At 34.6% G+C, this 25,540-nt stretch carries 26 protein-coding genes and 3 pseudogenes; 19 read left to right on the top strand and 10 right to left on the bottom strand.

The window, feature by feature from the left end:
• Window positions 1-99 precede the first annotated feature (99 nt).
• From AN964_RS26415 to AN964_RS13535, 3 genes are all read left to right on the top strand, one after another.
• Window positions 100-255, top strand: a complete 156-nt coding sequence (locus AN964_RS26415; protein WP_161809250.1) for a hypothetical protein — start codon at window positions 100-102, stop codon at window positions 253-255.
• A gap of 48 nt (window positions 256-303) precedes the next feature.
• Window positions 304-453 (top strand): hypothetical protein, encoded by a 150-nt coding sequence (locus AN964_RS26410; protein WP_161809249.1) that lies wholly within the window; start codon window positions 304-306, stop codon window positions 451-453.
• A 92-nt stretch (window positions 454-545) separates the two neighbouring features.
• Window positions 546-1,397: a GNAT family N-acetyltransferase gene (locus tag AN964_RS13535; protein ID WP_213083980.1), complete on the top strand. Its 852-nt coding sequence runs from the start codon at window positions 546-548 to the stop codon at window positions 1,395-1,397.
• A 78-nt stretch (window positions 1,398-1,475) separates the two neighbouring features.
• Here the strand turns inward: AN964_RS13535 and AN964_RS13530 are convergent, their stop codons facing one another.
• Window positions 1,476-2,327: a VOC family protein gene (locus tag AN964_RS13530; protein ID WP_055740185.1), complete on the bottom strand. Its 852-nt coding sequence runs from the start codon at window positions 2,325-2,327 to the stop codon at window positions 1,476-1,478.
• 219 nt (window positions 2,328-2,546) lie between these two features.
• Between AN964_RS13530 and AN964_RS13525 the strand changes: the two genes are divergently transcribed.
• The 7 genes and pseudogenes from AN964_RS13525 (at window position 2,547) to AN964_RS13495 (ending at window position 7,904) form a co-directional block, all read left to right on the top strand.
• Window positions 2,547-3,107, top strand: a complete 561-nt coding sequence (locus tag AN964_RS13525) for an AAA family ATPase (protein ID WP_055740184.1) — start codon at window positions 2,547-2,549, stop codon at window positions 3,105-3,107.
• 465 nt (window positions 3,108-3,572) lie between these two features.
• Window positions 3,573-4,169, top strand: coding sequence for a TetR/AcrR family transcriptional regulator (locus AN964_RS13520; RefSeq protein ID WP_055740183.1), 597 nt, complete (start codon window positions 3,573-3,575; stop codon window positions 4,167-4,169).
• A gap of 2 nt (window positions 4,170-4,171) precedes the next feature.
• Window positions 4,172-4,846 carry an SGNH/GDSL hydrolase family protein gene (locus AN964_RS13515; RefSeq protein ID WP_055740182.1) on the top strand — a complete coding sequence of 225 codons (675 nt, stop codon included), beginning with the start codon at window positions 4,172-4,174 and terminating at the stop codon, window positions 4,844-4,846.
• A 57-nt stretch (window positions 4,847-4,903) separates the two neighbouring features.
• A pseudogene (locus AN964_RS13510) lies at window positions 4,904-5,338 on the top strand (SDR family NAD(P)-dependent oxidoreductase); the annotation flags it as partial.
• Between the two features lie 107 nt (window positions 5,339-5,445).
• The gene (locus AN964_RS13505; protein WP_055740181.1) at window positions 5,446-6,660 is read left to right on the top strand and encodes a translocation protein TolB; all 1,215 of its coding nucleotides are present in this window, start codon (window positions 5,446-5,448) and stop codon (window positions 6,658-6,660) included.
• A 137-nt stretch (window positions 6,661-6,797) separates the two neighbouring features.
• The gene (locus tag AN964_RS13500; RefSeq protein ID WP_055740180.1) at window positions 6,798-7,262 is read left to right on the top strand and encodes a GNAT family N-acetyltransferase; all 465 of its coding nucleotides are present in this window, start codon (window positions 6,798-6,800) and stop codon (window positions 7,260-7,262) included.
• A 75-nt stretch (window positions 7,263-7,337) separates the two neighbouring features.
• Entirely contained in the window at window positions 7,338-7,904 is a 567-nt protein-coding gene (locus AN964_RS13495; RefSeq protein ID WP_055740179.1) for a histidine phosphatase family protein, read from the top strand.
• Between the two features lie 150 nt (window positions 7,905-8,054).
• On the opposite strand, the gene AN964_RS13490 is transcribed toward AN964_RS13495, so the two are convergent.
• A complete protein-coding gene (locus AN964_RS13490; RefSeq protein ID WP_055740178.1) occupies window positions 8,055-8,612 on the bottom strand; it encodes a cysteine hydrolase family protein in 558 nt (185 codons plus the stop codon).
• A gap of 329 nt (window positions 8,613-8,941) precedes the next feature.
• Here AN964_RS13490 and AN964_RS13485 point away from each other — a divergent pair, with 329 nt between their 5' ends.
• Entirely contained in the window at window positions 8,942-9,691 is a 750-nt protein-coding gene (locus AN964_RS13485; protein WP_055740177.1) for an aminoglycoside phosphotransferase family protein, read from the top strand.
• A 207-nt stretch (window positions 9,692-9,898) separates the two neighbouring features.
• On the opposite strand, the gene AN964_RS13480 is transcribed toward AN964_RS13485, so the two are convergent.
• Window positions 9,899-10,813: an NADP-dependent oxidoreductase gene (locus tag AN964_RS13480; RefSeq protein ID WP_055740176.1), complete on the bottom strand. Its 915-nt coding sequence runs from the start codon at window positions 10,811-10,813 to the stop codon at window positions 9,899-9,901.
• A 229-nt stretch (window positions 10,814-11,042) separates the two neighbouring features.
• Entirely contained in the window at window positions 11,043-11,381 is a 339-nt protein-coding gene (locus AN964_RS13475) for a VOC family protein (RefSeq protein ID WP_055740175.1), read from the bottom strand.
• A 234-nt stretch (window positions 11,382-11,615) separates the two neighbouring features.
• On the opposite strand from AN964_RS13475, the gene AN964_RS13470 reads away from it, so the two are divergent.
• From AN964_RS13470 to AN964_RS13455, 4 genes and pseudogenes are all read left to right on the top strand, one after another.
• Window positions 11,616-12,497 carry a LysR family transcriptional regulator gene (locus AN964_RS13470; protein WP_055740174.1) on the top strand — a complete coding sequence of 294 codons (882 nt, stop codon included), beginning with the start codon at window positions 11,616-11,618 and terminating at the stop codon, window positions 12,495-12,497.
• A 321-nt stretch (window positions 12,498-12,818) separates the two neighbouring features.
• Window positions 12,819-13,706 carry a GNAT family N-acetyltransferase gene (locus AN964_RS13465; RefSeq protein ID WP_055740173.1) on the top strand — a complete coding sequence of 296 codons (888 nt, stop codon included), beginning with the start codon at window positions 12,819-12,821 and terminating at the stop codon, window positions 13,704-13,706.
• A gap of 370 nt (window positions 13,707-14,076) precedes the next feature.
• Window positions 14,077-14,708: pseudogene (locus tag AN964_RS13460) on the top strand (chloramphenicol phosphotransferase CPT family protein).
• 68 nt (window positions 14,709-14,776) lie between these two features.
• Window positions 14,777-15,697, top strand: a complete 921-nt coding sequence (locus AN964_RS13455) for a GNAT family N-acetyltransferase (protein ID WP_055740172.1) — start codon at window positions 14,777-14,779, stop codon at window positions 15,695-15,697.
• Window positions 15,698-15,802: 105 nt separating this feature from the next.
• On the opposite strand, the gene AN964_RS13450 is transcribed toward AN964_RS13455, so the two are convergent.
• Window positions 15,803-16,621, bottom strand: a complete 819-nt coding sequence (locus tag AN964_RS13450; protein WP_200915589.1) for a DUF4405 domain-containing protein — start codon at window positions 16,619-16,621, stop codon at window positions 15,803-15,805.
• A gap of 234 nt (window positions 16,622-16,855) precedes the next feature.
• On the opposite strand from AN964_RS13450, the gene AN964_RS13445 reads away from it, so the two are divergent.
• The 3 genes from AN964_RS13445 (at window position 16,856) to AN964_RS13435 (ending at window position 18,117) form a co-directional block, all read left to right on the top strand.
• Window positions 16,856-17,332, top strand: coding sequence for a DUF2975 domain-containing protein (locus AN964_RS13445; protein ID WP_055740171.1), 477 nt, complete (start codon window positions 16,856-16,858; stop codon window positions 17,330-17,332).
• Between the two features lie 9 nt (window positions 17,333-17,341).
• On the top strand, window positions 17,342-17,551 hold the full coding sequence (locus tag AN964_RS13440) for a helix-turn-helix domain-containing protein (RefSeq protein ID WP_055740170.1): 210 nt from the start codon (window positions 17,342-17,344) through the stop codon (window positions 17,549-17,551).
• Window positions 17,552-17,613: 62 nt separating this feature from the next.
• Window positions 17,614-18,117, top strand: coding sequence for a GNAT family N-acetyltransferase (locus tag AN964_RS13435; protein ID WP_055740169.1), 504 nt, complete (start codon window positions 17,614-17,616; stop codon window positions 18,115-18,117).
• Between the two features lie 140 nt (window positions 18,118-18,257).
• On the opposite strand, the gene AN964_RS13430 is transcribed toward AN964_RS13435, so the two are convergent.
• The 3 genes and pseudogenes from AN964_RS13430 to AN964_RS13420 all read right to left on the bottom strand — a co-directional run.
• Entirely contained in the window at window positions 18,258-19,997 is a 1,740-nt protein-coding gene (locus AN964_RS13430) for an ABC transporter ATP-binding protein (RefSeq protein ID WP_055740168.1), read from the bottom strand.
• Between the two features lie 406 nt (window positions 19,998-20,403).
• Complete coding sequence (locus AN964_RS13425) at window positions 20,404-21,504, bottom strand: GerAB/ArcD/ProY family transporter (RefSeq protein WP_055740167.1); 1,101 nt, start codon at window positions 21,502-21,504, stop codon at window positions 20,404-20,406.
• 378 nt (window positions 21,505-21,882) lie between these two features.
• A pseudogene (locus tag AN964_RS13420) lies at window positions 21,883-22,329 on the bottom strand (DinB family protein); the annotation flags it as partial.
• A gap of 133 nt (window positions 22,330-22,462) precedes the next feature.
• Here AN964_RS13420 and AN964_RS13415 point away from each other — a divergent pair.
• The gene (locus tag AN964_RS13415) at window positions 22,463-23,335 is read left to right on the top strand and encodes a YitT family protein (RefSeq protein ID WP_055740165.1); all 873 of its coding nucleotides are present in this window, start codon (window positions 22,463-22,465) and stop codon (window positions 23,333-23,335) included.
• A 269-nt stretch (window positions 23,336-23,604) separates the two neighbouring features.
• On the opposite strand, the gene AN964_RS13410 is transcribed toward AN964_RS13415, so the two are convergent.
• Complete coding sequence (locus tag AN964_RS13410) at window positions 23,605-24,156, bottom strand: DUF421 domain-containing protein (RefSeq protein ID WP_055740164.1); 552 nt, start codon at window positions 24,154-24,156, stop codon at window positions 23,605-23,607.
• Between the two features lie 138 nt (window positions 24,157-24,294).
• Window positions 24,295-25,272 (bottom strand): DUF3231 family protein, encoded by a 978-nt coding sequence (locus AN964_RS13405; protein WP_055740163.1) that lies wholly within the window; start codon window positions 25,270-25,272, stop codon window positions 24,295-24,297.
• Window positions 25,273-25,540: the final 268 nt, after the last annotated feature.

The raw sequence follows: 25,540 nt of genomic DNA, 5'->3' as shown, positions 1-25,540 counted from the left end.
TACATATTTTTTACATTTTTGAAGGGTTTTATGTTCCATTAATAGAATAGTTGTATTTGAAAAATATCTTTAGAATTTATTTTATTGGGGGATTATTATTTGGATGGAACTGAATTGGAGTATCGTGTAGTTGGTAAAGGTGAGCAATTTCTTATAATAGAAACAGGAATTGGCAGTTCCTTTTATGATTGGTTCTCATTTGTTCAAAAGATTAAAAATGACTATAAAATAGTTTTATATCATAATCATCCGTAAGAATGTCCCATTAGTGGTTTGGAGGACAAGCCGGAAAATTATTTCGTTATGAGTTACATCTTACACGTAAAAGGGGATGCCACATATCTTACTATTGAACAAGATGATAATAGACAAGAAGAGGACGAAGAGAAAGATTACGATGATGATGAGCATTCAATATTATTTGCACTCAAGAGGTTAGCTGAGGCACAGTAAGTATTTCAACGAATTGAAACCGAACAATTATGCAGACAAAATCGTTTAGGGGTGATACTTAGTTGGTGAGCTGTGAAGCGGATGTAAACCAAATGAAATTTTCAGAACGTACTTTAAGAATATTTAAAAATGCTGAAATGGAAGCACACAAATCTACTAATATTGTGTATCCAATTCATTTGATACTTGGGATTTTGAGAGAAAGAACAGGGGGATGTGCAGAGCTTTTTCTTCATTACCCAAAGCTTTATGATACTTTAAAAGAACGTATGCAAAAAATAAACTTCAATAATCAAGAGCAAGGCATTCAAACTGAATTTTTTAATATGAAAGTCACCCATACAACCTTTCAGGTATTAGAGAATGCATGCAACAGAATGAAGCGATTCAAACAAGTTTATATTAATGAGGGTTTATTGATAAAAGCAATTTTTGATGTAAATGATGAGATGACCAAAGCCATGTTAGAAGGCGTGGTAGTTTCTCCGATTGTAGAAATCTTGTCATCCCCAAGAGATATGATTGTTTCCTTAAAAGACTATTCCATTCCAGATTTAACGTCAACTGATCTAATTATTAGAAAAGCTGTAATAGAAGATGCAAATGCATTAAAAGATTTTGTAGAAGCGGAGTTTGGAAATGGTTGGTTGGATTCGGTTGAAAATGGACTTCAAGAAGAAAACATTCCTATTTATGTCGCAATTCAAAACGGAAAAATTCTTGGTTTTGCCTGCTTTGATGTAGTCCGGAGAAAGAAAGGCTTGTTCGGTCCAATGGGAACAGCTATTTCAAACCGCACGCAAGGAATTGGATATATGTTGCTGCATTGCTGCCTAAAAGAGATGAAAGACATTGGATATGAATATGCAGTAATAGGGGAAGCTGGGCCTCTTGAGTTTTATGAAAAGGCATGTAATGCAGTTGTAATTCCTATGGGCGTTTGAAATCCTGGAATTGGAAGTGAATCTCCAGATGATGCAAAAAGCATCCAATCGGGAAGTTTTCCAATTGGATGCTTTTAATTAAATTTGTAATAGAATTCGATTTCCGGAAGGATCTATAGTAACAAAGTAACCATTCTCTTCTGTTACGATGGCGCCGATATTCTTCAGCTGATGAATAATATTTTTTCTAGTACCCTCATCCGGAAACTTTAGTGTATAAGAGACAAGTCCGACACTATTGGCGAGAGGTTCGGGTGCACCAATACCATTCCATGTATTTAATCCAATATGATGATGATATTTCCCTGTAGAAATAAAGAGCGCCTGATTTCCATATCGAGAGACTACAGCAAATCCGAGTCCCTTCGTATAAAATTCTTCTGTCTTTTTTAATTCTGATACATGCAAATGAATATGTCCCATAACGGTGCCGGACGGTAACGCTTTCCATGATTGCCCTTGCGCCTCTTCTAACAGACTTTGTGCATCCAATGGCTCTGTTGACATGATTACTTCGTTATTTTTCCAATCCCATGTGGATGAAGGCCGGTCTGTATAAATTTCAATTCCATTTCCATCCGGGTCAGCTAAATATAGAGCTTCACTTACCAGATGGTCAGATGCCCCTTGTAATGGATAGCCTATTTGAATAAAGTGTAATAAAATTTTTCCTAAGTCTGCGCGTGTAGGTAATAAAAGAGCAAAATGGTATAAGCCTGTTGTTCGCGGCTGTTTTGGTATCACATTTTCAGGCTGTTCAAGTGAAATTAACACTGTTTTTCCATCCGCACTTAATTTTGCGGTTGTCGCTGTTTGATCTAATACTTTAAAGCCGATTATGTCTTTGTAAAATGCTAATGATCGTTCTATATTTTGTACCTTTAAATTCACTTGTTCTACAAATGTATTAGGTTCACGATGAAAATTCATTTTAATCCTCCTGATGATGATATATAGATAAAATTATTTTGCTCTACATAATCGAAATTCAGTTTAAAATAGTTAGTAAGTTACATTATGTTAGTAATTTTACTTCTATTATTATCTTCCGTCAAGTAAAAAACACTATACAAAGCATTTCTTCAGAAGGAGGACTTTTTCGAGTTAAAGAGAATTATCCTAAAAAAGATAATTTATGAGGAGAAAAATATGAAATTTGTGTTGATATTTGGTCCGCAAGCCGTAGGAAAAATGACGGTTGGCCAGGAACTAGCTAAAATAACAGGTTTAAAGCTTTTTCATAATCACATGACGATTGATTTGGTGAATCCTTTTTTTGATTACAGTACAAAAGAGGGAAAAAGATTAGTCCATTTATTTCGAATGGAATTATTTGAGTCAGTTGCAAAAAGTGATTTGGATGGATTGATTTTTACATATGTTTGGGCATTTAATTCTCAAGCTGATTGGGACTACATTGATAAAGTTTGTCACATTTTTGAATCAAGAGGAGGAACCGTTTACTTTGTAGAGCTTGAGGCAGATATTGATGAAAGGCTAGAAAGAAATAAAACTCCTAACAGACTGGAACATAAACCAACAAAAAGAAATATTGCATGGTCTGAAAATGATATGAAAAAATCGATGGAAAAATACAGATTGAATTCACTAGATGGAGAAATAAAAAGAAAAGAATATATAAAAATTAACAATACTAACTTGAGTGCAGAAGAAGTGGCAAAAATGATTAAGGAAAAATTTAATTTATAGAAGTCAAAACTTTATTGGTCAAAGAACCATCCTAAAGAGTATGGTTTCTTTGATCAAAAACATGTAAATAAGAATAAATACATTGGTGTACTATATACTATTTTTTTGGGATAGTTTTTTGTTGCGAAATAGCTCCTTCGCCGCTATTGTAAATCATCCTATGGTCAATATGTACAATGAATTTAATGCCCAATGAAGTACCACTTCATCATCATAACTCAACTCCGTTCTTGCTAAGCCCCTTTTAAATATTGGCAACAACAATTCCCCAATTAACAGTTTATCAATATAAGGATAGTGGAATACATGTACGTATTCATTACTAAAGTATTTAAATTGGTTCGATATATTAATAGTAAAAAAATGACAATTTGATGAATGATGCTAATTATCCATCAAATTATTATGAAAATTTCGTATAATAAAATTAGAACGAACGTTCAATTTTAAGAAAGGAGTATTTAGTTGAATAAAAGACGATATGACAGTGAAAATGCAAAAAGGGAAATTTTGAAAGAGGCCTCTTTGTTGTTTGCCAAAAAAGGTTATAACCAAACATCTGTTGCAGATATTTCAAAAGCTTCCGGATATAGTAAGGGACATATATATTATCATTTTCAAAACAAGGAAAAGCTTTTTGTGTTACTGGCAAACAAAACAATGCAAGATTGGTATGAAAAGTGGATGAAAAAAGCAACCTCTTACACTTCGGCGACTGAGAAATTGTACGGTATAGCGATGCATGTTCTTTATAACTACCAAACTCCTTTATTAAAATCCGGTCAAGAGTTAGCAGCCAATCCTAATTCCAGCGCAGAATCTATAAAAGAACTATTTAACCTAGCTATAGTGCCAATGAGTTCATATCGTGCCATTTTGCAGGAAGGGATCAATAATGGAGAGTTTATTACCGGAAACATAGAGGAGTGGACTGTATTACTTGGGACATGGTTGGGAGGTTTATGTCAGCTCACGAACACAGAGGATTTAAGCAAACTCGAGCCTCTCTTTAATCAAGCCATTACTATCTTTTTAGGTTCAATTAAAAAAAGGGGGAAATAACTGTGAAAATTGGATTAGTCGGAGATAGTTTAACGGAAGGACGACCTGGCGTTTCTTTCATTAACTTTTTAAGAGAAAGATACCCAAAGATAACGTTTGTTAATCTTGGTAAACCAGGTGAGACTATTAAAAGTTTGCATACCAGATTAACGAAAACAGTATTGGAAACAGATTATGAACTTATTTTTCTTTGGATCGGGGTTAATGATGTTTATTCTAAAATGCTAAAGGTACAAGCGCAGCCGGTGACATGCGATTACAATGAGTTTCAGTCGATTTTCACTGAAGTGATGGAAATGATTACAGTCTCAACAAAACAGGTTGTGACAGTATCACCTGCAGTGGTTGGTGAGAATGTTAGGAATGAAGCGAATGAGGGACTAAGGGAGTTATCTGCCATCATACAGTCAATTTCGCAAAAATATTCGAATGCTACATTTTTAAATATGCAATCTGTATTTGAGAATTATTTAGTGAACGTCAATAGTTCGGATTATTTAAGCACTAGTATTTTTCGAGTCATGAAGGATGTTCTCTTTTACAAGAATCCAAAACGGATTAATCGATTATCAAAGTCACGTGGGCTTTATTTGACATTAGACGGAATTCATTTAAACAGTCGTGGTGCTGAGATGGTTGCTGATGAATACTCGAATATGATAGAGCAGTTATTATAATCAACAAATGATACTCCGAAATTTTCAGTGGAGGGGTTTAACATGGAAGGGAATAGAAAAGAGCAAGGATTCGGACATATCGTCAATACATCATCAGCAGCTGGGATGGGACCTTCTCCAATATGTTCAGCATATTCCGCAACCAAACACGCTGTTGTCGGACTTACAACGTCCCTCCATTATGAAGCAAAAGAATTTGGAGTGAAAGTCAGCACGCTTTGTCCTTCCTTCGTTGATACTTCTATTTTTGAAAACGCAAAGGCAATAAATATGAATAAATCAGTAATCACACAACAATTGACCAAACAAAAAATGATGTCATCTCAAAAACTAGCCAAAATTACATTAGACGGCGTTCATAAAAATAAACCAATAATCTGTCCGATGCCAATGCGAAAAACCATTGATGTTATCTTTACAATTTTTCCTCCATTACATCGCTCTCTAATGTCATTAGTGTGTAAAGAAAGTAGAAAAGCACATATTTCATAGTGAATTAGTTAATTATTGGTAGTTACAGCTAGAGACTTTTCATCAGCAAAGGTTTTTATGGATTTTTGCCATTATAAAGGACATCCTACCTGCAAGGAGGGATGATAATGGCAATAAGAATTTTATTTTTACTTATGATTATCATTTTTAGTTTTACATTTAATACCTATGCTGAAGCTCCACTTAAAGCGGCTTTTATAAGAGATCATCAGCTTTGGATAAAAGAAAACGACAGAGAAAGGCAACTTACTAAAGGCTTGAATGTTTCCTCACCTAAATGGTCAAACGATGGTCGATTTATCGCTTATTTAGCTGGAGACGAGCTTGGAGAAAAAACTTATTTGTATGTATATGACACAAGGAAAAAAGAAAATTATCAGCCATATAAAACAATCCAGACAAGCAATTTTAAATGGTCACCAGTTTCCAATCAATTAGCCTATAATGCAGGTGGCGTATTAAACATTACAAAAACGAAGAATGGACGCCCAGAAGGTTTTGAGAACGTGTCTTTAGGTACTAGTGATTTTGAATGGTTTCCTGACGGTAAAAATTTCATCGTTTCCTCACAATCCAATTTACTGCCTACTGGATGGGAACCAGTTCGTCTTTTTAAAGTTTCTGTAGATGCCAATCTTAATAAGAATAAAATCAAGCCTTTTTATACGATTCAAACAGATCCAGATGACCTTTTTGCTATTTCTGCAGATTATTTTAAGTGGAGTACTGATGGGAAGTGGGTTAGTTTTCTTGCAATGCCTACTGCATCCTGGTCCAATGACAGCAATACACTATGTGTACTTTCATCAAAAGGAGATCATTTTCAGGTTATTGGAAAGATGCTTTGGTATGAAAATTGGATAAAATGGGCTCCTACCAAAAATCAATTAGCTTTTATATCTGGCGAAGGAAGATTTTTTGTAGAAAATAAAAATACGACGATAACAGATATTCCTACCATACATGAAAGGAAAGAATACACGCCTAAAGGATATGTTGACCTGGATTTAGAATGGCTCTCACTAGATAAGGTTATAGTGGCACGGGCTAAAGAAAATAAGGAATGGAAAGAAGGACCGGTTCCCACTATGTTTACTTCCCTATACGTTATTAACATCAAATCAGGGGAACAAAAGCAGATTACCTTCCCGAATCATAATAGAATCGATGATTTCCCACAAGTTATCGATTCAAAAATTACTTGGTACAGAAAGACTGAAAAGTCAAAACAGGGAGATGTATGGATCAAAGATGGAATTAGCAGCCCAGAACACTTGTGGTTAAAGAGGGTAGACGTTGCACCGACTTTCTATAAAGAGTGACTTTTTCCTTGGTGTTGTTCATATAAGATATTGCGTTTCTGTTTTTATGGGAGCGCATTTTTTTAGTTGTCAATTGAAGGAAATTATTTTCTTGTAGCGAATACATACTTATTATCTTTTAAAAAGGCGATGAAAAAATGAAGTTCATACCAATCGATGTAAATAAACATCAAAAATATGTGGTCCCTTTTCGAAAAGATTCATTTATTGTTAGTTTTGGTTCAGATAAAGATTTCGGTGATGAAACCGAGTATCTTGATTGGTTAAAAAAGCAGATAGCAAAAAATCCTAAGGGGTTTGTGCTAGCAGTAGAAAATGAACAGCCAATCGGGCAGCTCGAACTAACAATTAAGATTTATGAAGGAAAAGAAATTGGATACGTAAATCTTTATTATCTTATTCCGGAAAAAAGAGGGGTGGGATTAGGAGCACAATTACACCATTATGCCATTAATTTTTTTAAAGGCAATAATGTTAACGAGTACCACCTGAGAGTCTCTACGACTAATGAACATGCATTAGCTTTCTATTCGAAAAATGGAATGCGTGTGATTCAGTCTGAAATGGATGGAAAGGTTATTCGAATGGCGGGATATATTTAATATCTTAATAGTGGGTGCTGTTTAAATTTTTTTATCAAAGTAGTGGAGTTAGATTAACTGTAAGGGAAGTATACGATGAAAACATTCATATATATGGTAAGACATGGAGAATCACCAAAAGACGGAATGGAAAGAACAAGAGGTTTGACGGAAAAAGGGAAATCAGATGCTCTGCGCATAACTGATTTATTATTAGAGGAAGGAATCGACGTTTTTGTATCGAGTCCTTATAATCGATCTATCTTAACGATTCAGGAATTGGCAAACAGAACAGGGAAAGAAATTCGTATATTTGAAGATCTTAGAGAGCAAAATTTTTCAGGAAATGATAAGCGAATTTCTGATCAGGATTTATTTCCTTTATTACATAAGTCATTTTCAGACCCGAATTTTGCTTTGGCCGGTGGAGAATCCAATGCAGAATGTCAGAACCGAGCGATAAAAGTTATACAAGAATTATTACAAACTTATCAAGGGAAGAAAATAGTATTAGGTACTCATGGAGCGATTATGACTTTAATGATGGGGTATTATGACAGTCAGTACGATTTGAAATTTTTACTTAATACTTCCAAACCAGATATATACAGAATGGAATTCAATGGACAGGAATTGGTGGAAGTTAAAAGATTGTGGACATGATAACAATTAATATATGAATCTTGTTATTAAAAGCTAGGCTATATAACGTTGATGGTGGATATAACCTTAGGGACTAAAAACCGGAAGGAATAATTCCTTTCCGGTCACATTAATTCTTCTAAGATATTTAAAGAAGGTTACCGCCTAATTCTATCTGTAAGAATTATGTTGCGGGTCAAACAGATCCTCTTCTGCCTTCCTCACCATAGAGAAATGGTCAACATTATAATGACCATGCAGGATTGCGTTATGATGGTTGATAATTTGTTTAGCAGATAATGTTTTGCTATCAGTAGTTGAATGTCCATCTTCTACGAGCGTAACATCAAACCCTTTTACGGTTGCTACTCTTACTGCTGTATCAATACAATGTTCTGTTTTGCATCCCATCACAATTAAATGTTCGATTTGGTTTTCCTTAAGAAAATCTAACAATGGTGTAGCATAGAATGAACTCGTTGCCTTTTTATCAAAAATAGTTGCACCCGGAGGTATATTAATTTCTTGATGAACTTCAAAACCTTTGCCCTTACCATCAGCAACATCTAGGTCTCTTATGAATACAATTGGATATCCTTGTTTTACAGTCCTTTCAACAACTGAATTGATATTATGAAGTAGTTCCGCTTTGTTATAAACACTTGGCTCACGATCGTTACCCTCAATTAACTCTTGTTGGGCATCAATAATTAATAATGCTTGATTCATTAAATATCCCCTTTACTTTAAATTATAGACGTATACACCCGTAGTTTCTTTTGATTATCATTACAACCGCTTCCTTTTAAAGTTCTAATATAAGATATTCGGCTTTTTATGATAGATTCCTGCTTTAATAAATTTTAAAATTATAATGAAATACTTTGAATATCGAGGTACACTTTGGGGGCTGTGATTGGTGTTAGGTGTTATCATTTGGTCCAAAGTAGAAAGTCGTCTCGGCAAAAAGGTTAAGAATTCGCGGGTGACTATGTCATTTTATATGTTTGTAGAATTCAATCGTTCTTTTCACTAAAAGGGCAAAGGAGGAGTTATCAATGAATTTAGGTACCTTGATAGCAGAGGGAAATACTGCAAAAATCTACTTAATAGAAAACAAGATTATTAAAGTTTTTAATGACCATTTGCCCGATACAGAATCAACGTATGAAGCAAACAAGCAAAAGTTTGCTTATTCGTGTGGGTTATCTGTACCTAAAGTACTGGATGTCACGAAAATTGATGGTAAACAAGCTATTATTATGGAATATATTAAAGGCAGGACTATTGGTGATATCTTATCTGAAAATAAGGAACAAGCTGATTATTTTATGAGTATTTCTGTAGATGTACAACAAAAAATCCATAAGATACCCGCTACTCAACTTGAGTCCATGTCTAATAAATTAAAACGTCAAATTTCATCAGCCGTTAATTTAGATAAAAAGCATAAGACTGCGTTAATTAAAAAATTGGATTCGATGTCATATGAAAAAAGGCTCTGCCATGGGGATTATCATATATACAACTTGATCATGTCAGACAACGAAGTAACAATTATAGATTGGGTGGATTCCAGCGCAGGTGATATTCGTGCTGACGTATACCGCACATATCTTTTGTACTCACAGTTTTCAATAGAATTAGCTGATATATATTTACGTCTTTATTGTGAGAAAAGTGGCTTGTCAAAAGATGAAGTTTTCGAATGGGCTCCAATTATAGCCGGAGCAAGATTGTCTGAAAATGTATCAACTGAAAGCTCAGAACGTCTGTTAAATATAGTAGAAAATTATTGTTCTATATAAGTATCAAAGTAGTAATTACTAGTTGATGAAATAATGGGAAATTCCGAATTAAACAAAAAAGATTATTATATATGCCGGGATTTGATTAATGATAATGGGCAAATAGAAGTAAAAGTAATAACAACTAAAAATAATAAAAAGAGGCTGCCGCCAAATAGTGGGAGAAACCTCTTTATAAATTTTCCAAATACATTTACGTAATACACTTTAGCTAATTGAAAGAACTACCTTTCCTCGGCCGTGGCCACTCTCCATTTCCCGATGAGCATCAGCGGCGTGGTGAAGCGGAAATACCTTTCTGATATAGATCTGCAATTTCCCTTGGGAGTATAGTTCTACTAATTCAGCAAGACGAGCCACGGATCTCTGGCTGCGTATAGTTCGAACACTAAGTTCCTCTGCAAGGTCGAACGCAACAATTGTGCCGATTCGGTTTTTGTTTTCGACAAGTTCTAACGATGCGCGTAGAGCATCGTCTCCGGCGGCATCGAAGGCTACATCCACGCCATCTGGTGCTAGAGCGCGGACTCTGTCGGCAAGACCGTCTCCATAAGTAACAGGAATTGCACCGAGTGATCGAAGGTAATCGTGGTTGCGTTCACTTGCGGTGCCGATGACAGTTGCTCCCCATGCCTGAGCCAGTTGTACTGCGAATGTCCCAACTCCACCAGCTGCCGCATGAATCAGTATGGTGTCTCCTTTGCCCACGCGAAGTTCTTGTAGCGCAGTGTGAGCGGTTTGACCAGAAGCAGTTATTGCACCAGCCTCCTCCCAAGGCATATTCTTTGGCTTATGCACAATCTGATCAACACTAACCACCACATATTCTGCATAACAGGTCAGTAAATCCCATCCAAGTACTTCATTGCCGACAGAGAAGTTTGTGACTTCATCGCCCACTTGATCAATAATTCCTGCAAACTCGTTCCCAAGAATCTGTGGATACCGCACCTCTAAACCGGGTGGTGCCCAGCCACTACTACGCACTGCCAAGTCGAACGGCTGAATTCCAGCAGTCTTAACGCGAACCCGAACTTGCCCTGCACCAGCATGAGGATTTTCAAATTCCATTACTTGCAAAACATTTGGAGGACCAGAAGTAGAAATTGCAGCGGCTTTCATGCTAAATCCCTCCTTAATAGGTTGGAGTTCCAGCTTATGGTGGAGTAGAATTGAGTATGAATTAGACGGGAAAAATTTATAATCGCTTTTTCTTGTTTGAAAAGACTAATTAATCGAATCGTCTGATCTTTATTCATAGATAATCATCCCTTCACAATATTTTAAAATGTAATCACATGATTACGATTTTGACATGTTCTGCAATCGAACGGTTATTGAATGTCATCATTCAACTAAGAACCTCGATGGTAAATCCACCCGGGGCTTTAACATAGAATGTCCAGCGATGAGCCCTTTTTGGCGGATTAACATTAAATCCATCATTCTTCAAGCGCTGATAGATCTCGTTCACCCGCTCCTCGCTTTCCTGCGAAAAACCTATATGAAAGGACTTAGGGTAATCGACTTGAGTACCTTTCATCAATGTGAGCAATAATCCATCATCGTCTAATAGTACAGCGAATGAATCCCTATGCGTGCTCTTGGTTTGTAGGTCGAAATATTTCTCCAAGAACTCTCGAGCAGCGTTTACGTCGGTGACCGTTAGATTGATATGGTTTAGTTTCAAAGGTTACACATCTCCTCTATAGTTATAATTATTTACCCCTATTATTATCCTTTAAAAAAATACTCCATCAAATTGGAAACAGGTAAATCTTAATACTTATATTCAAATCCTCTAAACTCTTTGCAAGCTTTTATTGCTTACATGTTTTATTCTATAATTGATTATTAATAAATAAAAAGACATATTAATATATCTCTATATATACTAGAGTATATGAATGAAGGAGTGACGAGCATGGAGCTACTGCAACTGCATTATTTTCTAAAAGTCGCTAAGTTAGAGCATATGACGAAGGCTGCGCAAGAGCTTCGCATCGCGCAGCCTGCTCTCAGTAAAACCATCGCTAGGTTGGAAGAGGATTTGGGTGTACCGTTATTTGATCGTAAAGGAAGGAACATTCGACTCAACTCATTCGGAAAAGTGTATATGAAAAAAGTAGAAATGGCACTGATGTTGCTTGAAGAGGGACGAAGAGAAATTGAAGATCTTGCGGAAATGGAGAGAGGGCGTGTATCTTTAGCAACAACTACTCATAAATGCTTTTCCGACGTAATAGGTTCTTTTATATCCTTGCACCCCGATGTCAAACTTCAAATCACTCAAGCTTCAGAGAAGGAAAAGGTGCAACAGCTCCGAAATGGAGAAATCGATTTTTGTATCACTTTCCCTCCCATTGAGCAGGTGGGGATAGAGGGATTGTCCTTTCTCACTGAAAAAATCTTACTAGCTGTTCCTCATACACATCGATTTGCTAATAGGAGTAACATAGACTTGAGTGAAGTAGCTGATGATCCTTTTATTTGTATAAAGCAAGGGAATCCATTCCGACAAATGACGGATGAATTTTGCCAAAAAGCAGGATTTACTCCGAATATTATATGTGAAGTCGACGAACATTCTGCAGTAGGTCATTTCATACGGATGGGAATTGGTATTGCGTTTATGCCGGAAACCTTAATTGAAAAAATAGAGACATCATTTCATTTAGTGCAAATTGATAATCCTATTTGTCAGCGTACCTACCAAATTGCATGGCTTGAAGGGCGCTATATGTCCGTGGCGGAACGTAAATTTCGAGAGTTTTTTGTCCGGAGCTTTACCGAATTAAAGAAGTAATAAACCTTTAGTTTAGATTCGAACATTATCAGCTTAAAGCTCTAAATATTAGGAACGGAAGGTAAAAGGTTGAACTAAGCTATCTTCTTTCTTCACTTTCAGGCTAATGATGGATTCATACATTATCACACCTTTTCTTACATAGATTCATTCGAAGCTTGTATCTAGTAGTTGATAAAATCGAAGGTTATTAATAAGAAGTGAAATAATCCTTTGAACAAGTGTTCAATATCATAATAAATAGAGGATTACTTCGAAAGGTTGGCGAAATAAAAGAAGGCTACAGATAGTTGTGGATTTATATTAGTGAGGGATACACGTATGAATAATATAACTTTTATAAAAGATTATAAGGATAATAATAAATTACGTTCGAGCTTTAATGAACTTGCAAACAGTGTATTTGGAATAAGGTTTGAGGAATGGTACCAATATGGTTTTTGGAATGAAAGGTATATCCCGTACTCTTTTGTCTTGGATGAAAAAGTGATTGCTAATGTTTCTATTAATCTCTTGAATTTTTTCATAAATGATGAGGAAAAGAGCGCAGTACAAATTGGCACCGTTATGACACATCCAGATTTTCGTAATAATGGCCTTTCAGGCGAGCTTATGCGGAAAGTTATAAAGGATTATGAGAAAATATGTGATTTCATGTACTTATTTGCTAATGATTCAGTACTAAACTATTATCCGAAATTTGGATTTGAAATGGTAAAAGAAACTCAATTTTATTATGATAACTATAATTCTTCCCCAGGACGAACACCACTTAAAAAACTTGATGGTAATAGTCATACTGATCTGCATTTTATCTATGAATTTGCAAAAGACCGAGTGCCGGTTTCTCAAATCTTTGGTTCGACTAATTCCCATGGCATACTTATGTTTTATTGTTCGAGTGTGTTTCGAAATAATTTATACTATTTAGAAGAGGATAATGTTATTGTGGTTTTACATGAAGAAGGGGATACTGTTCATATTTATGATTTAATCGCTAAGAAGAAATTTTGCTTAGAAACGATACTGAATAAAATAGTACCGAATGGGATGAAAAAAGTAATATTTCACTTTACACCAGATGATGAAAACCATTTAAAAATGAAAAATAAACCATATCATGAAGAAGGGGAGACATTGTTTATTAGAAATTTAGGGAATGTTCCATTTCCGGAAACTTTTAAACATCCTCTCTTATCACAGGCATAAGGATTCATGAAAAAGGGACTGTAATCTTAACTGTTACAAAACTTTATAAAAATAGATGGACTAAAAAATAGTTTGTTCATAATAATTAATATGTAGCTGCTTAGACAGCTATTTTTTTATAAATTTAAAAAAGTGGGGGGATCACAGGTGAAAATATCTGCTCAACTTAGCAATCGTATATTTAACAACAAACTTTGAAACTGTTTTTGACTTTCGGTGCTTAATATTAAAATAGAAAAAGATTAGGTGGATATTTTCGAAGTGGATGATTATATAAAAAGACTTTTCTCAAAAGACTTAAGGTTTATGATATAGAATCACAACAAATCTTCTTTTTAATAATCCATTTAAGGAATTAAGCTTAAAGGGGATGAAACCAGTGTTAAATCAAAATGACCATGGGAACATCGTCATTCTTAACGGTGCACCAAGATCAGGGAAATCCAGTATTGCCACTGAAATACAGAATACATTTGAGGGAGTATGGATGAATCTAGGGGTAGATCAGTTTATGAATATGACCCTCAACGTTATCAACCAGGTATAGGACTGCGTCCCGGTGGTGAACGACCTGACCTCGAACCCCTTATTAATGTGATGTATCAGGCCATGTATGAATCAGTGGCAATTTATAGCCGATATGGACTGAATGTTGTGGTAGATGTTGGTCACCATGATGGGTATTCAACCCCGCTAGGGATTCTGCCTAATTGTGCTCGGATACTTAAAGGTCTTCCGGTTTTGTTCGTAGGAGTTAAATGTCCTATTGAGAATATTATGGAAAGACGGCATGAGACTTGGAAAGTCGGTTATACCGAAGATGGGAAAATTCCAAGACCAATCAGTTTATGGCAGGAGCTTGTTCATGTTCCTGGGATTTATGACATGACAGTGGACACATCGGTGTTAGGCCCAAAGGATTGCGCAAACTTGATTCATAAGCGTCTCGAAAATGGACCTCCACCAACAGCTCTTCAGAAAGTGGCAGGATTAGGACTATAAAAAAGTTATATAAAACACAAATGACCTAATAAAAATAATCTTTTCATATAGAAATGAAGTGACTAATATTGAAAATTTCGATAGAACAATATAATTCCAATTATAAAGATTCGATAAACCAACTATTATTTGTTTGTTATGTTGATGATAATGACTCAAAAATGTATTTTGAAAGAGGGAGGCAAAGCCCTCTGAATATTTGTACATATATTGCCAAAAATAATGAAGAAGTTATTGCTGCTATCACAGCGTGGAAAACTACTTTCCATCCATACTGTACTTACTTCTCCATATTACTTCATCCTTTATACAGAAAAGCAGGGATTGAAAAGCTGCTATTAAAGTATGTTGAAGCATTTAATAGCAATGCTATACCCCTTCAAACCTCTATATGGGAGACTTTTTATTCATTGAAAGACTTCTATGATAAAAATAGTTTCTCGGAGATAAGAAGAACATATATAGCTTCTTTAAATATTTCTTCGTTAGTGAATGTTGAAACTCAATTTATACAAAAAAATTGCTTTCCAAAAACTTCGATAAAAAGTTTAAGAGATATTTTAAATAACGTGGATCTAAAGGAAAACTTAGTTCCTTTTGTAAAGAAAATTTACGAAATCACACATGAAGCCAATCCACCAGGTATTCATGATTTAACAAAATGGGAAAAGTTGATATTCGATGAAGATACTTTGCTGGACGGTAGTTACATAGCAATTACAGACGAAAATAAAATATTGGGATTTGCATTATTACATACAGGGGAAAATCCTAATGTTTTGGAATTTGGTTGGAGAGGAGCAGCGGAAAGTATTGATATTAATCTGGTAATCTTATTAACCATTTATCAGACGAGATATGCTAGAAAAAATGGTTATAAAATAATAAAGGGAGAAATTGATACAACCGATATCTATTCTTTGGAAATGCTTAAATTCTTTCCGTTTAGCCCTTCGCCATCGTTAATTACATACCAAAAGTTAAAGTGAAACATATGTTGCGATATCTACCCCAGGAAAATGTTATATAATATATCGCTCATATAAAAAAGAAGATGTGCGCAACATCTTCTTTTTTACATGAAAATGATTAGATTATCCTTCATTATGTTTTAACTGTAAGCTTTTTTGATTCCGTCTCTTCGATAGGAATCGTTTATCTATAAAGTAAACTGGTATTATGATAATAGCAAATATCCCCAAATACTGAAGAATCACGAGGAATGGACTACCACCACCATGGTGTCCAAATTTTCCTTCATCATGTCCATGGAATGTTCCATTAGGAGGTCCTTGGAAATGAGATCCATTTACATTTCCACTATTAAACGATTGAATATCACTTTTCTGTGCAAATTGCTTAAAATCTCCTGATGCAGGTTGAACTGAAGAATACCACTGGATTCCACCAGCTAATAAAACAATTGATAGAATTACTGATGCAAGAACACCTTTTTTCCATTGTCCTGTTTTTGATTTAAAAATCTTTCGGCAAACTCCCTTAATCCATTGCCAATGTACTCCAAGATGACAACCGACTAATACAAGGGTTCCATTAGCTGCAAGATTGTGTAAACCACGTATCATATGATTACCATTAATAGCTAAACCCGGGAATACAACTCTTGAAATAAAAATTCCAGTGATAATAATAGTAGACATCGAAATTAATAGAAGGATATTTAATAAATAACTCAATCTCGTTTTAAAAGGAAGCTTTGGATCAAAGATTTTCACCGTTGTATTTTTTACCCAGCGAAAATTTAATGCGATATGTGTAAGAATGGCAACTCCGAAAATCAAACCTGCAATTTCGTGAAACGGTAAACCACTAAGAACTTTAGGGTCCATTAATAAAGCAAAGGTTAATGCCATTAGGAAATCCAGAGTAATTTTTACATAATTCTTTTTCAAGTTCGCTCCTCCAGTATGAAAGCACTAATATAATAACTAACTGTCGTTTATTTTAACAACTGATTATTAAATAATTATTAAAATGAATACATATAATTTTTTTCTACAACAAAAAATTTTGCGTGGAAAAACAAGGATGATATTTTGATTGTTTTAATGATAATTGATAAAAGTTTATTGATTATCGATAAATTAAATTGTATTATATTGGTAAAACGAAAGGTGAGGTGAGATATGAAACGGGGTACAACAACAGGTTTAAAAGTTGCGATTATGATAATTGGAGTAATCGTCCTTGGAGCTTGTATTTTCGGGTTACCTAAGATCGCGAAATACTCCTCGGAGATGAATCCAGAGTTTGCCTATTTGAGATTGCCAGTCCTTTTTGGACTTTATGCAACCGCTCTTCCTTTTTTTCTGGCATTGTTCCATGGAATGAAGCTTTTAAATTACATTGAAAAAGAAAATGCATTTTCGGAGCTTACGATCATTTCATTGAAAAGGATTAAGAAGTGTGCTTTAACAATCTTCTGTCTTTATATAATTGGTATGATTTTTCTTCTCACACAAAATGCACTGCATCCTGGAATTGCTGTTATTGGTTTTGTAATATGCTTTGTAACTATAGTAGTGTCACTCTTTACAGCTGTCCTTCAGAATCTTCTTAAAAGTATAATGGAAATCAAGAACGAAAATGATTTGACAGTCTGAGGTGGTGGTTTGGCTATTATTGTGAATTTAGATGTAATGTTAGCCAAAAGGAAGATGAGTGTAACTGAGCTTACTGAAAAGGTAGGAATTACCATGGCGAATCTTTCTATCCTAAAAAATGGAAAGGCAAAAGCGATTAGGTTCTCGACATTGGAGGCAATTTGTAAAGCATTAAATTGTCAGCCAGGAGATATTTTAGAGTATCGAGAAGGAGAATGAAGTAAATATACAAACATTACTATTATTTCTAAAAAGCTTCATATAGAAAAGAGGAGAGGCCATTGAATATTCGTATTTTAACGGAGTCAGATGCAGTTACTTTCCAAGAATTGCGATTGAAAGCATTAAAAATGAACCCTGAAGCATTTGGGTCGACTTTTGAGAGAGAAGTGGAGTTCACGGAGCAAATGGTTCAAGAACGTATAAGACCATCAAAAGACAACTTTGTTCTGGGTGCTTTTGATAAGCAAAATTTGTTAGTCGGAATCGTCACTTTTATGCGTGAAACCAGTCTTAAAACTGCTCATAAAGGAAATATTTACGGGATGTTTGTAGCACCGGAAACAAGAGGGATGGGGGTTGGAAAGCTACTCTTGGAAGAATTAATAAGAAAAGCAAAAAATTCCAATGGATTGGAACAATTAAATTTAACGGTAGTTTCTAACAATGTTGCTGCCAAGAAATTATATACCTCTTTAGGATTCGATGTCTATGGTGTAGAACGGAATGCTTTAAAAGATAATGGAGAGTACTTTGACGAGGATTTAATGGTTTTATTTATTTAAATTTTATCGGTCTTAAAATAAAAAAACTATTGGTTCTACTAAATTTCAGGTGCATTCATTTAAAATAAGTATGTATTTTGGAGTAAGCAATAATAAAAACCGGCTCTATAGCAAAAAGAGCCGGTAAAATATTTCGTCCATTAAACTAATTCAAACTGTTTGGAATATAGTCGTGCATACACTCCTCCCTTTATAAGCAATTCATCATGTGTACCTTGTTCCACAATTCCTTTCTTCGTAAGCACGATGATTCGTTGTGCGTTGCGAATTGTAGAGAGGCGATGAGCAATAACAATTGTTGTACGACCTTTTGATAATGCTTCCAGAGATTCTTTGACGATACTTTCACTTTCGTTATCCAGTGCACTCGTAGCCTCATCAAAAATAACAATTTGCGGATTCTTTAATAAAACACGAGCAATGCTTAGACGTTGCTTTTGTCCACCTGAAAGCTTAACACCTCGCTGACCAATCTCGGAATGATAGCCGTTTGGCATACTCATGATAAATTCATGGGCATTTGCATGCTTTGCTGCTTCGATAACTTCATTGTCACTTGCAGAAGGATTTCCGTAACGGATATTTTCCAATATCGAACCAGAAAAAAGGTAGACATCTTGCTGCACGATACCAATATTCTTTCTTAAGGTTTGGAGATCTATATCACGAACGTTCATTCCGTCCAACAATATCTCTCCATCTGTAACATCATAAAAGCGTGGGATCAGTGAGCAAAATGTAGTTTTTCCTGCACCAGAGGGTCCGACTAATGCAATATATTCTCCTGGATATATATGAATGGACATGTTCTGAAGAACATCGTTTAAATGTTCTTCGTACCGGAAGCAGACATTTCTAAACTCAATTTCTCCACTTAACTTATCAAGAAACATAGCATTTGGCTTATTCTCAATGTCAGGTTTTAGATTCATGATTTCCATAAATCGTTGGAAACCCGTAATTCCTTCCTGAAATTGTGTGCTCATATGAGTAAGTTTCTGGATTGGTTCAATCATATAGCCAATATACAGCAAGAAAGTTATTAGATCTGCTAAATCCAAGTTGTGATTCACAATACTGGCACTTCCCAAGACGATTACAGTGATGGTGATTAGCTGAATAACTGTTTCTACTCCATTAAAATAGTATGCCTCAGAACGATAAGTATCTTTTCTGCTATGAAGGAAACGATTATTTTCTCTATTAAACTTTCTTATTTCTTCTTGCTCGTTGGTAAATGATTTTACTACTCGGATACCGGATAAACTATCTTCCACCTGTGCGTTAATATCTGCAATTCGTTCTTTGTTCCGTCTTAATCCTTTATTCAACCGCTTATTAAAATACAAAGAAAAGACGCCTAAAACTGGCAAAAAACAGAATACAGCTATCGTTAATAGCGGGTTAATGAAGATTAGTATGACAAATGCCCCAATAAAGCGGACGAGATATTTGATATAATCCTCCGGACCATGATGATACAATTCGGAAAGTAATAAGAGGTCATTGGTTATTCGGGACATTAGCTGACCGGTTCTTTCTTTATCATAAAAACGAAAAGAAAGTTTTTGCATATGAGCAAATAATTCGCTACGAAGATCTCGTTCCATGCGGGCACCTACTTCATGTCCCTTATAGTCCACAAAAAAATTAGCTGTATTTTGGATTATTGCTAAAATCAGCATTAATCCGCCAATCCAAAATACTTTGTTTAGGGCAGTAGATAGGTTTCCAACTAGAACATCTTTGGTTATATAACGGACTAACAATGGAAATACCAATGTCAAACTTGATCCAATTAGGGCACATGCCAAAATGGAAACATACAGTTTTAAATAAGGCTTGTAATAAGAAAAAAATTTTTTTACTGGAAAATGCATAAGTTACCCCTCTTTATGTTATTTCAATATGCGCATATTAGGGGGTACACTGATTAGCTGTTAAGAAAGTGTTCCACCCCTAAATATTTGAATGGATTGTTGAAAAGTCATTTGAACTACCTCCTAATTCTTGATAATAAGATTATAAACGATATCATTTTTTAAATAAACAGAATATTTCCGAAACATGGCTTTCAAGTATTTGGGTGTTTAATTGTAGTTCTGTTATTGAACTAAATGAAGCCTTACTAGTGTGATAGAAGTAAATGTGGATACTTTAGTACATTAAGGATAGATGGAAGCAGGGATGATGCCATCTATCCTTTATTATGATAAACATTTCTTTAATCATTGAATTGTATAGTTTCAAAAATACATTCTAAACTTTTAATTAAACATTTTTGAATTATGTTTTCTTATTCGATTTTATCTTCATAACAATGGATAATATAACGAACAAAATGGGGATGTAGATATATCCTATGATAAATCCAATACTATTAATTATACTATTTAAAATATATATTTTGTCTTTTTCATCAAAGAAGATACAACCCATTAAGATTAGAAAACTTAAAATAAGTGTACCGTATTTCATCTTTAATTTTGTTGTTCTTTTTAGCAATCTGCTTGCGCACCAAAGAGATATACAGATGCTTGGTAAAATAACTATACACCAGTTGGCGATTCCAATAAATTCAAAACGTTCCACAACTGGTAATTTTACAATTTTAAAAGCGGTCAACGTTGGCCAGACTTCCTTTGCCAGTTGATCCTTTGAATAGAATGCAAATGAAAGAAACGATGTGTATATGAATAAGACGGTAGTAAAAATCAATGATAATTGTCCCCATTTATTAGCTTTACTGGGGTTCTTTATAAAAGGATAGAACATAAGGATTGTTTCATAGCCCATGTTTGACAACGACATACTTTCTGATGCCTTCATTACATCATGAAAGGAATGGTCAAAGACTGGGAAAAAGTGTCGGAAATCGGAAAATTGTATCGTGAAACCTTGGATAAAGATGATATAAAATGGGAGTACAAAAGCGAAAAATGCTATCCCAATGATTGTCCGTATTCCGCCGAAAACAATATAGATACATAATAAAATATAGCCTGCCGCAAACCAAAAAGTGCTTAAATCAGGGAACATCCAGACCTGAACAATTGCGATGTAGTTCCGAAGGACAGTGATTGCATACCATAAATAATATATAGCAAATAAGATATTTAGAAGATTCCCGAACTTTTTTCCGAAAATAGTCCAATGTATATCGCAAAAATCCCCCTTGACCATTTGTAGTTGTTTTAGCATAAACCACATCACAATATTGGTAGTCAACCCTGCAATGATAACTGCCTGCCACCCATCGTACCCTGCAAACTTGGTAATGAATTTTTGGAAATCAAGGTAACCTATTCCAACTTGCGCCATCACTATAAGAAAAAAAATATAATAAGGGGAGAACTTTTGAGCATCTGAAAAGGTTTGCGCCTGCATCTAGCTTCCTCCGGTAGGTATCTTTTCTTTTTATTCATAAAAGTTATTTTTACCAATTAAAGGAGAAATATGAAAATCTAATAAGCTTTTATTAAAGTCAGAAATTATTTCTTTTATAAAGTAGGAAATCAACTGATTGCAGTAATTTTATTAAAAAGCAGCGGGGCAATTCTTTAGTAAACAAGCAGGAATAGGGAAATATGGTTTACTAATTTAATTTAGATGATTATGTTGTGTTGTAATTTTTCTTAGTCATCTGTTTATCAAATAAGTTAATTTTAAAAAAAAAAACTGCTTTTCAATTGAGATTCCGAGTGAAATTTGTAATACAAGACAAAAAATAAAGCTTTGGTTGATGTCCAAAGCTCATTCACAAAATTACACTGTTTTTACTTGTTCAATCTTTAATCCAAAAATTTGTGGGGCTTCCATTTCGTTTATTTGTAAATAGGCTGAAATTTGCCCGCGATGATGGATTTCATGTTCTGGAATTGCCATAAGTATTCTCCACGCACTAACTTCATGACCATGAAGGGTTAAAACCTTTTTTGTTAACACATCGTCACCAACTCTTAGTAGACCCTCAGTTAGTTTAATCTGACATTTCTCTAAATAATTTGAAATATTTTCAAGAGATACTCCCTTACTAGTATCATGTCCTTCATATGTCCACGAACCATGTTCAAATATACCAAGAAACATCAATCGAGTTGATCCGATATGCCGTAATAAATCACCTATAGAAAATTTATCTTCAGAAGGCTTCCAAACTAAGAGTTCATTAGGAATTACTTTCACATATTGCATCGTTCGTTTATGAATACCGTCTAAATATTTTACATTAACCTACTCTGGTAAGAAGAAGTTGGAGTCTGAAGATCTAAAGGTGTTTGGAATACTTAAATAAGATTTTTATGGTAAACTAAAAAAAGAAAATAAATTTGAAGCGAGGGAAAATATGAACGCAATCAAAAAACATAAGTCAAAAACTGTAAAAATGCTCTTAAGAGGATTGGTAATCATTATTGGTGGATTTATTGCTGCATATGGACTAGAAACGGTATTAATCCCAAACAACGTTTCTGATGGGGGTGTGACGGGTCTTAGTATCGTAGGTTCCGAATTATTTGGACTACCATTAGGAGTTCTAATTGCAATTATTAACATACCGTTTATTTGGTTGGGATATAAACAAATTGGTAAAAGTTTTGCAATCTATTCCATTATCGGAATAGCTTCTCTAGCTGTTGGTACAAGCCTCCTGCACCATACCCCAGCGATTATCGAAGGAGATACGTTGTTAGTTACAGTTGTGGGTGGTATTATTCTTGGTTTTGGAATGGGTATAGCATTACGTAATGGCGGTGCATTAGATGGAATTGATATGCTCGCGGTATTACTTTCTCGAAAATTACCATTTGGGACAAGTGACTTCATTCTTTTCCTGAACTTGTTTGTATTTATTTTCGTTTCATTTGTATTCGGACTTCAGGGGGCAATTCTTTCTGCTATAGCTTACTTTATTGCATCGAAAGTGATCCACATTGTTGAGGAAGGTTTAAGTGGTTCTAAAACCTTTAAAATAATCACAACTCAACCTGAATTAATGGTGGAGACCATACGTGATCGCTTAGGTAGAAGCGCAACGTATAATGAAGTATATGGTGGCTATTCCAAAGAAAAATTCAAGGAAATTACTTGTGTCATTAACCGATTAGAAGAAAGTAAAATAAAAGAAATCATTCATGAAATTGACGACTCCGCATTTGTTACTGTATATGACGTTGCAGAAGTGAAGGGTGGTAATTTCAGAAAGCATAATATTCATTAGAAAAACAGGTAAATTTTATGATAGACACAAAGAATCACCTTTTTTATCTTAAAGGTGATTTTTTTATAAAAAAAGTGATCAGAGAATAAAGGCATTTGTTTTTATTATTATTGTAGTAGTAGGGCATGTTATGTAAGTAGATACTATTCCCTTGGCGAAACCGAAGTCAATGTACAATAAAACTAGATTAGGGTGAAAAGATTTTCAGGTATGACCAATAAAACATTTATATGTCAAATTCATTAATATGGTTATGTTGTGTAACAGGGTTATTCTTGAATGTTTTCTTTAGAAACTCTTTGTTCAATAGCGCGAAGTTGTTGGAGCAGATTCGACTGAAGTTGTTCTATCATCTTTTCTAAGTCTCCAAGTGTTACGGTCTTTGCATGATTCATTAACTCATATCCAAACTGCCCAGTAATTTCTATAGAGGCAGTTTTAACATCGGTGACGGAAGATATACCGTGTTCTCTTAATCTTGATTCCAATTGGTCAACGGTGATGCGAAGCTTTTTTAAATTGTTCATAATTATTTTACCATCTTGGATGACTGGTGTAGGTTTCCCTATCAATAACCTTTTAACAAAATTAAATTTTATTGCTAAAAACTGAATTAGCAAAAGAAGTGCTACAAGAGAACATAGGGCAATTATGGTTTTAATTAATCCTTGTTCTGAAATAGCGTGACCAGTCGTAGATGCAATTGCTAAAATTGTTATAACTTCCAAACCCGACATTTGAGCAACTGTTTTTTTACCTGCAATTCGTATTAAACAAACACCTGTTAATAAAATTACCATTGATTCCCAAATAAAATTCATAGATGACCTCAATTTAAACGTTATAATAAACGGTTTTTTTTATTTTCCCCGTCTGATTTATCAAATATTCTAATTTGGGACTTGTTGATACATAATCCAATTTTTAGACAACTTTTTCTTTTGACGCTTTGTTGGATATTATAAATCCATTTTTGGCGGTTCCTCTAACCAACCTTTCTCGATCATTAGCTCAGCACCCTCTAGTGTATATGCATATATATCTTTAGCAAATAACATTGTTTTTGCGATTATATCATTACGCAAAATAAAACCTGCACTAAATCCTTGTCCACCGAGACTAAACCCACACAAAAGGTAGTTGCAAAACATCATCAATTTATCAGAAAATGGTGCCTCGGACGAACTAGTAACAGTTCCTCCGGATGTAGCAGGTGGCTGAATACCATTCTGGATGAGGATTTGACCTGTTTTATCTAAGATATCTTTTGAAAGATTGCTTCCTTTTGTAAAATATTTCTTCAATTCTTCATCTTTGGCACATTGTGCAAATCCTTTCATTAATTGCATACCGGTGATATTTGTCTCGAAGGAATGATAAAGAATTCCAAATTCAACCGTATTTATCGTTCTCTTATGTCCAAAAAGATTCGTTCCATTCATGTACTGTTTGTCGTTGATAAAATCAATTGATTTTGGCATGTTAGTATAATTAGGATGAGGAAGGACATCTTTTTCGAGAAGATATTGTGTGAACTGTTCATAATAGGATTGTGTTATTTCAGTAAGTTGTTTGTAAAACTTAATAATATCTTTTCGATAAGATATAGTCATATGAAGTACATACATACCCATGCTTATTTCTTTTAATATCCTGCAAAACATAATATCGAAGCCGTTCGTAAATAACTCTGGAGCTTTTAGATTAACATCTTCTTTAGTAAATCCGATTGGTACTGCTGCTCCTTCATTTTCTAACATTGTTTTTATTTCGATTACTTTTGGATGGAGTTTTTCCCATAAACCCGACATTAGATCTTTTGCATCTTTATCATCCGATTTCTCAATAAAGTACTCTAATATACGAAGGATCATTGTTTTTTTATGGTATGTCGTCCAAAGTGAACCGAGTTCCGTTGAGCTCATTTTAGTTTGCATTTAAATCCGTTTTCTCCATAAATTTATTCAAATTACTAGATTATAGTATGTGTAGAATAATAAGAAGCAATACCAAGAGCTATAAATAAAAGTGCATCCATTCAAAAAGATATAGCGGGGACAGTAGTGTTTTTTATGGAAATTCAGGAAGGAAATAGGGGGGTTCAATGAACTATAAAAACGACACCTTTAGTTTTGGAATCAGAGCAAAATAGAACTCAAAGAAATAAAGGTTATGGTGCTGAAGAAAAGCAATGCTTAAATAAAT

Source organism: Heyndrickxia shackletonii (assembly GCF_001420715.1).
GTDB classification, from domain to species: Bacteria; Bacillota; Bacilli; order Bacillales; family Bacillaceae_C; genus Margalitia; species Margalitia shackletonii.
This window is presented reverse-complemented; position numbering and strand designations above follow the sequence as displayed.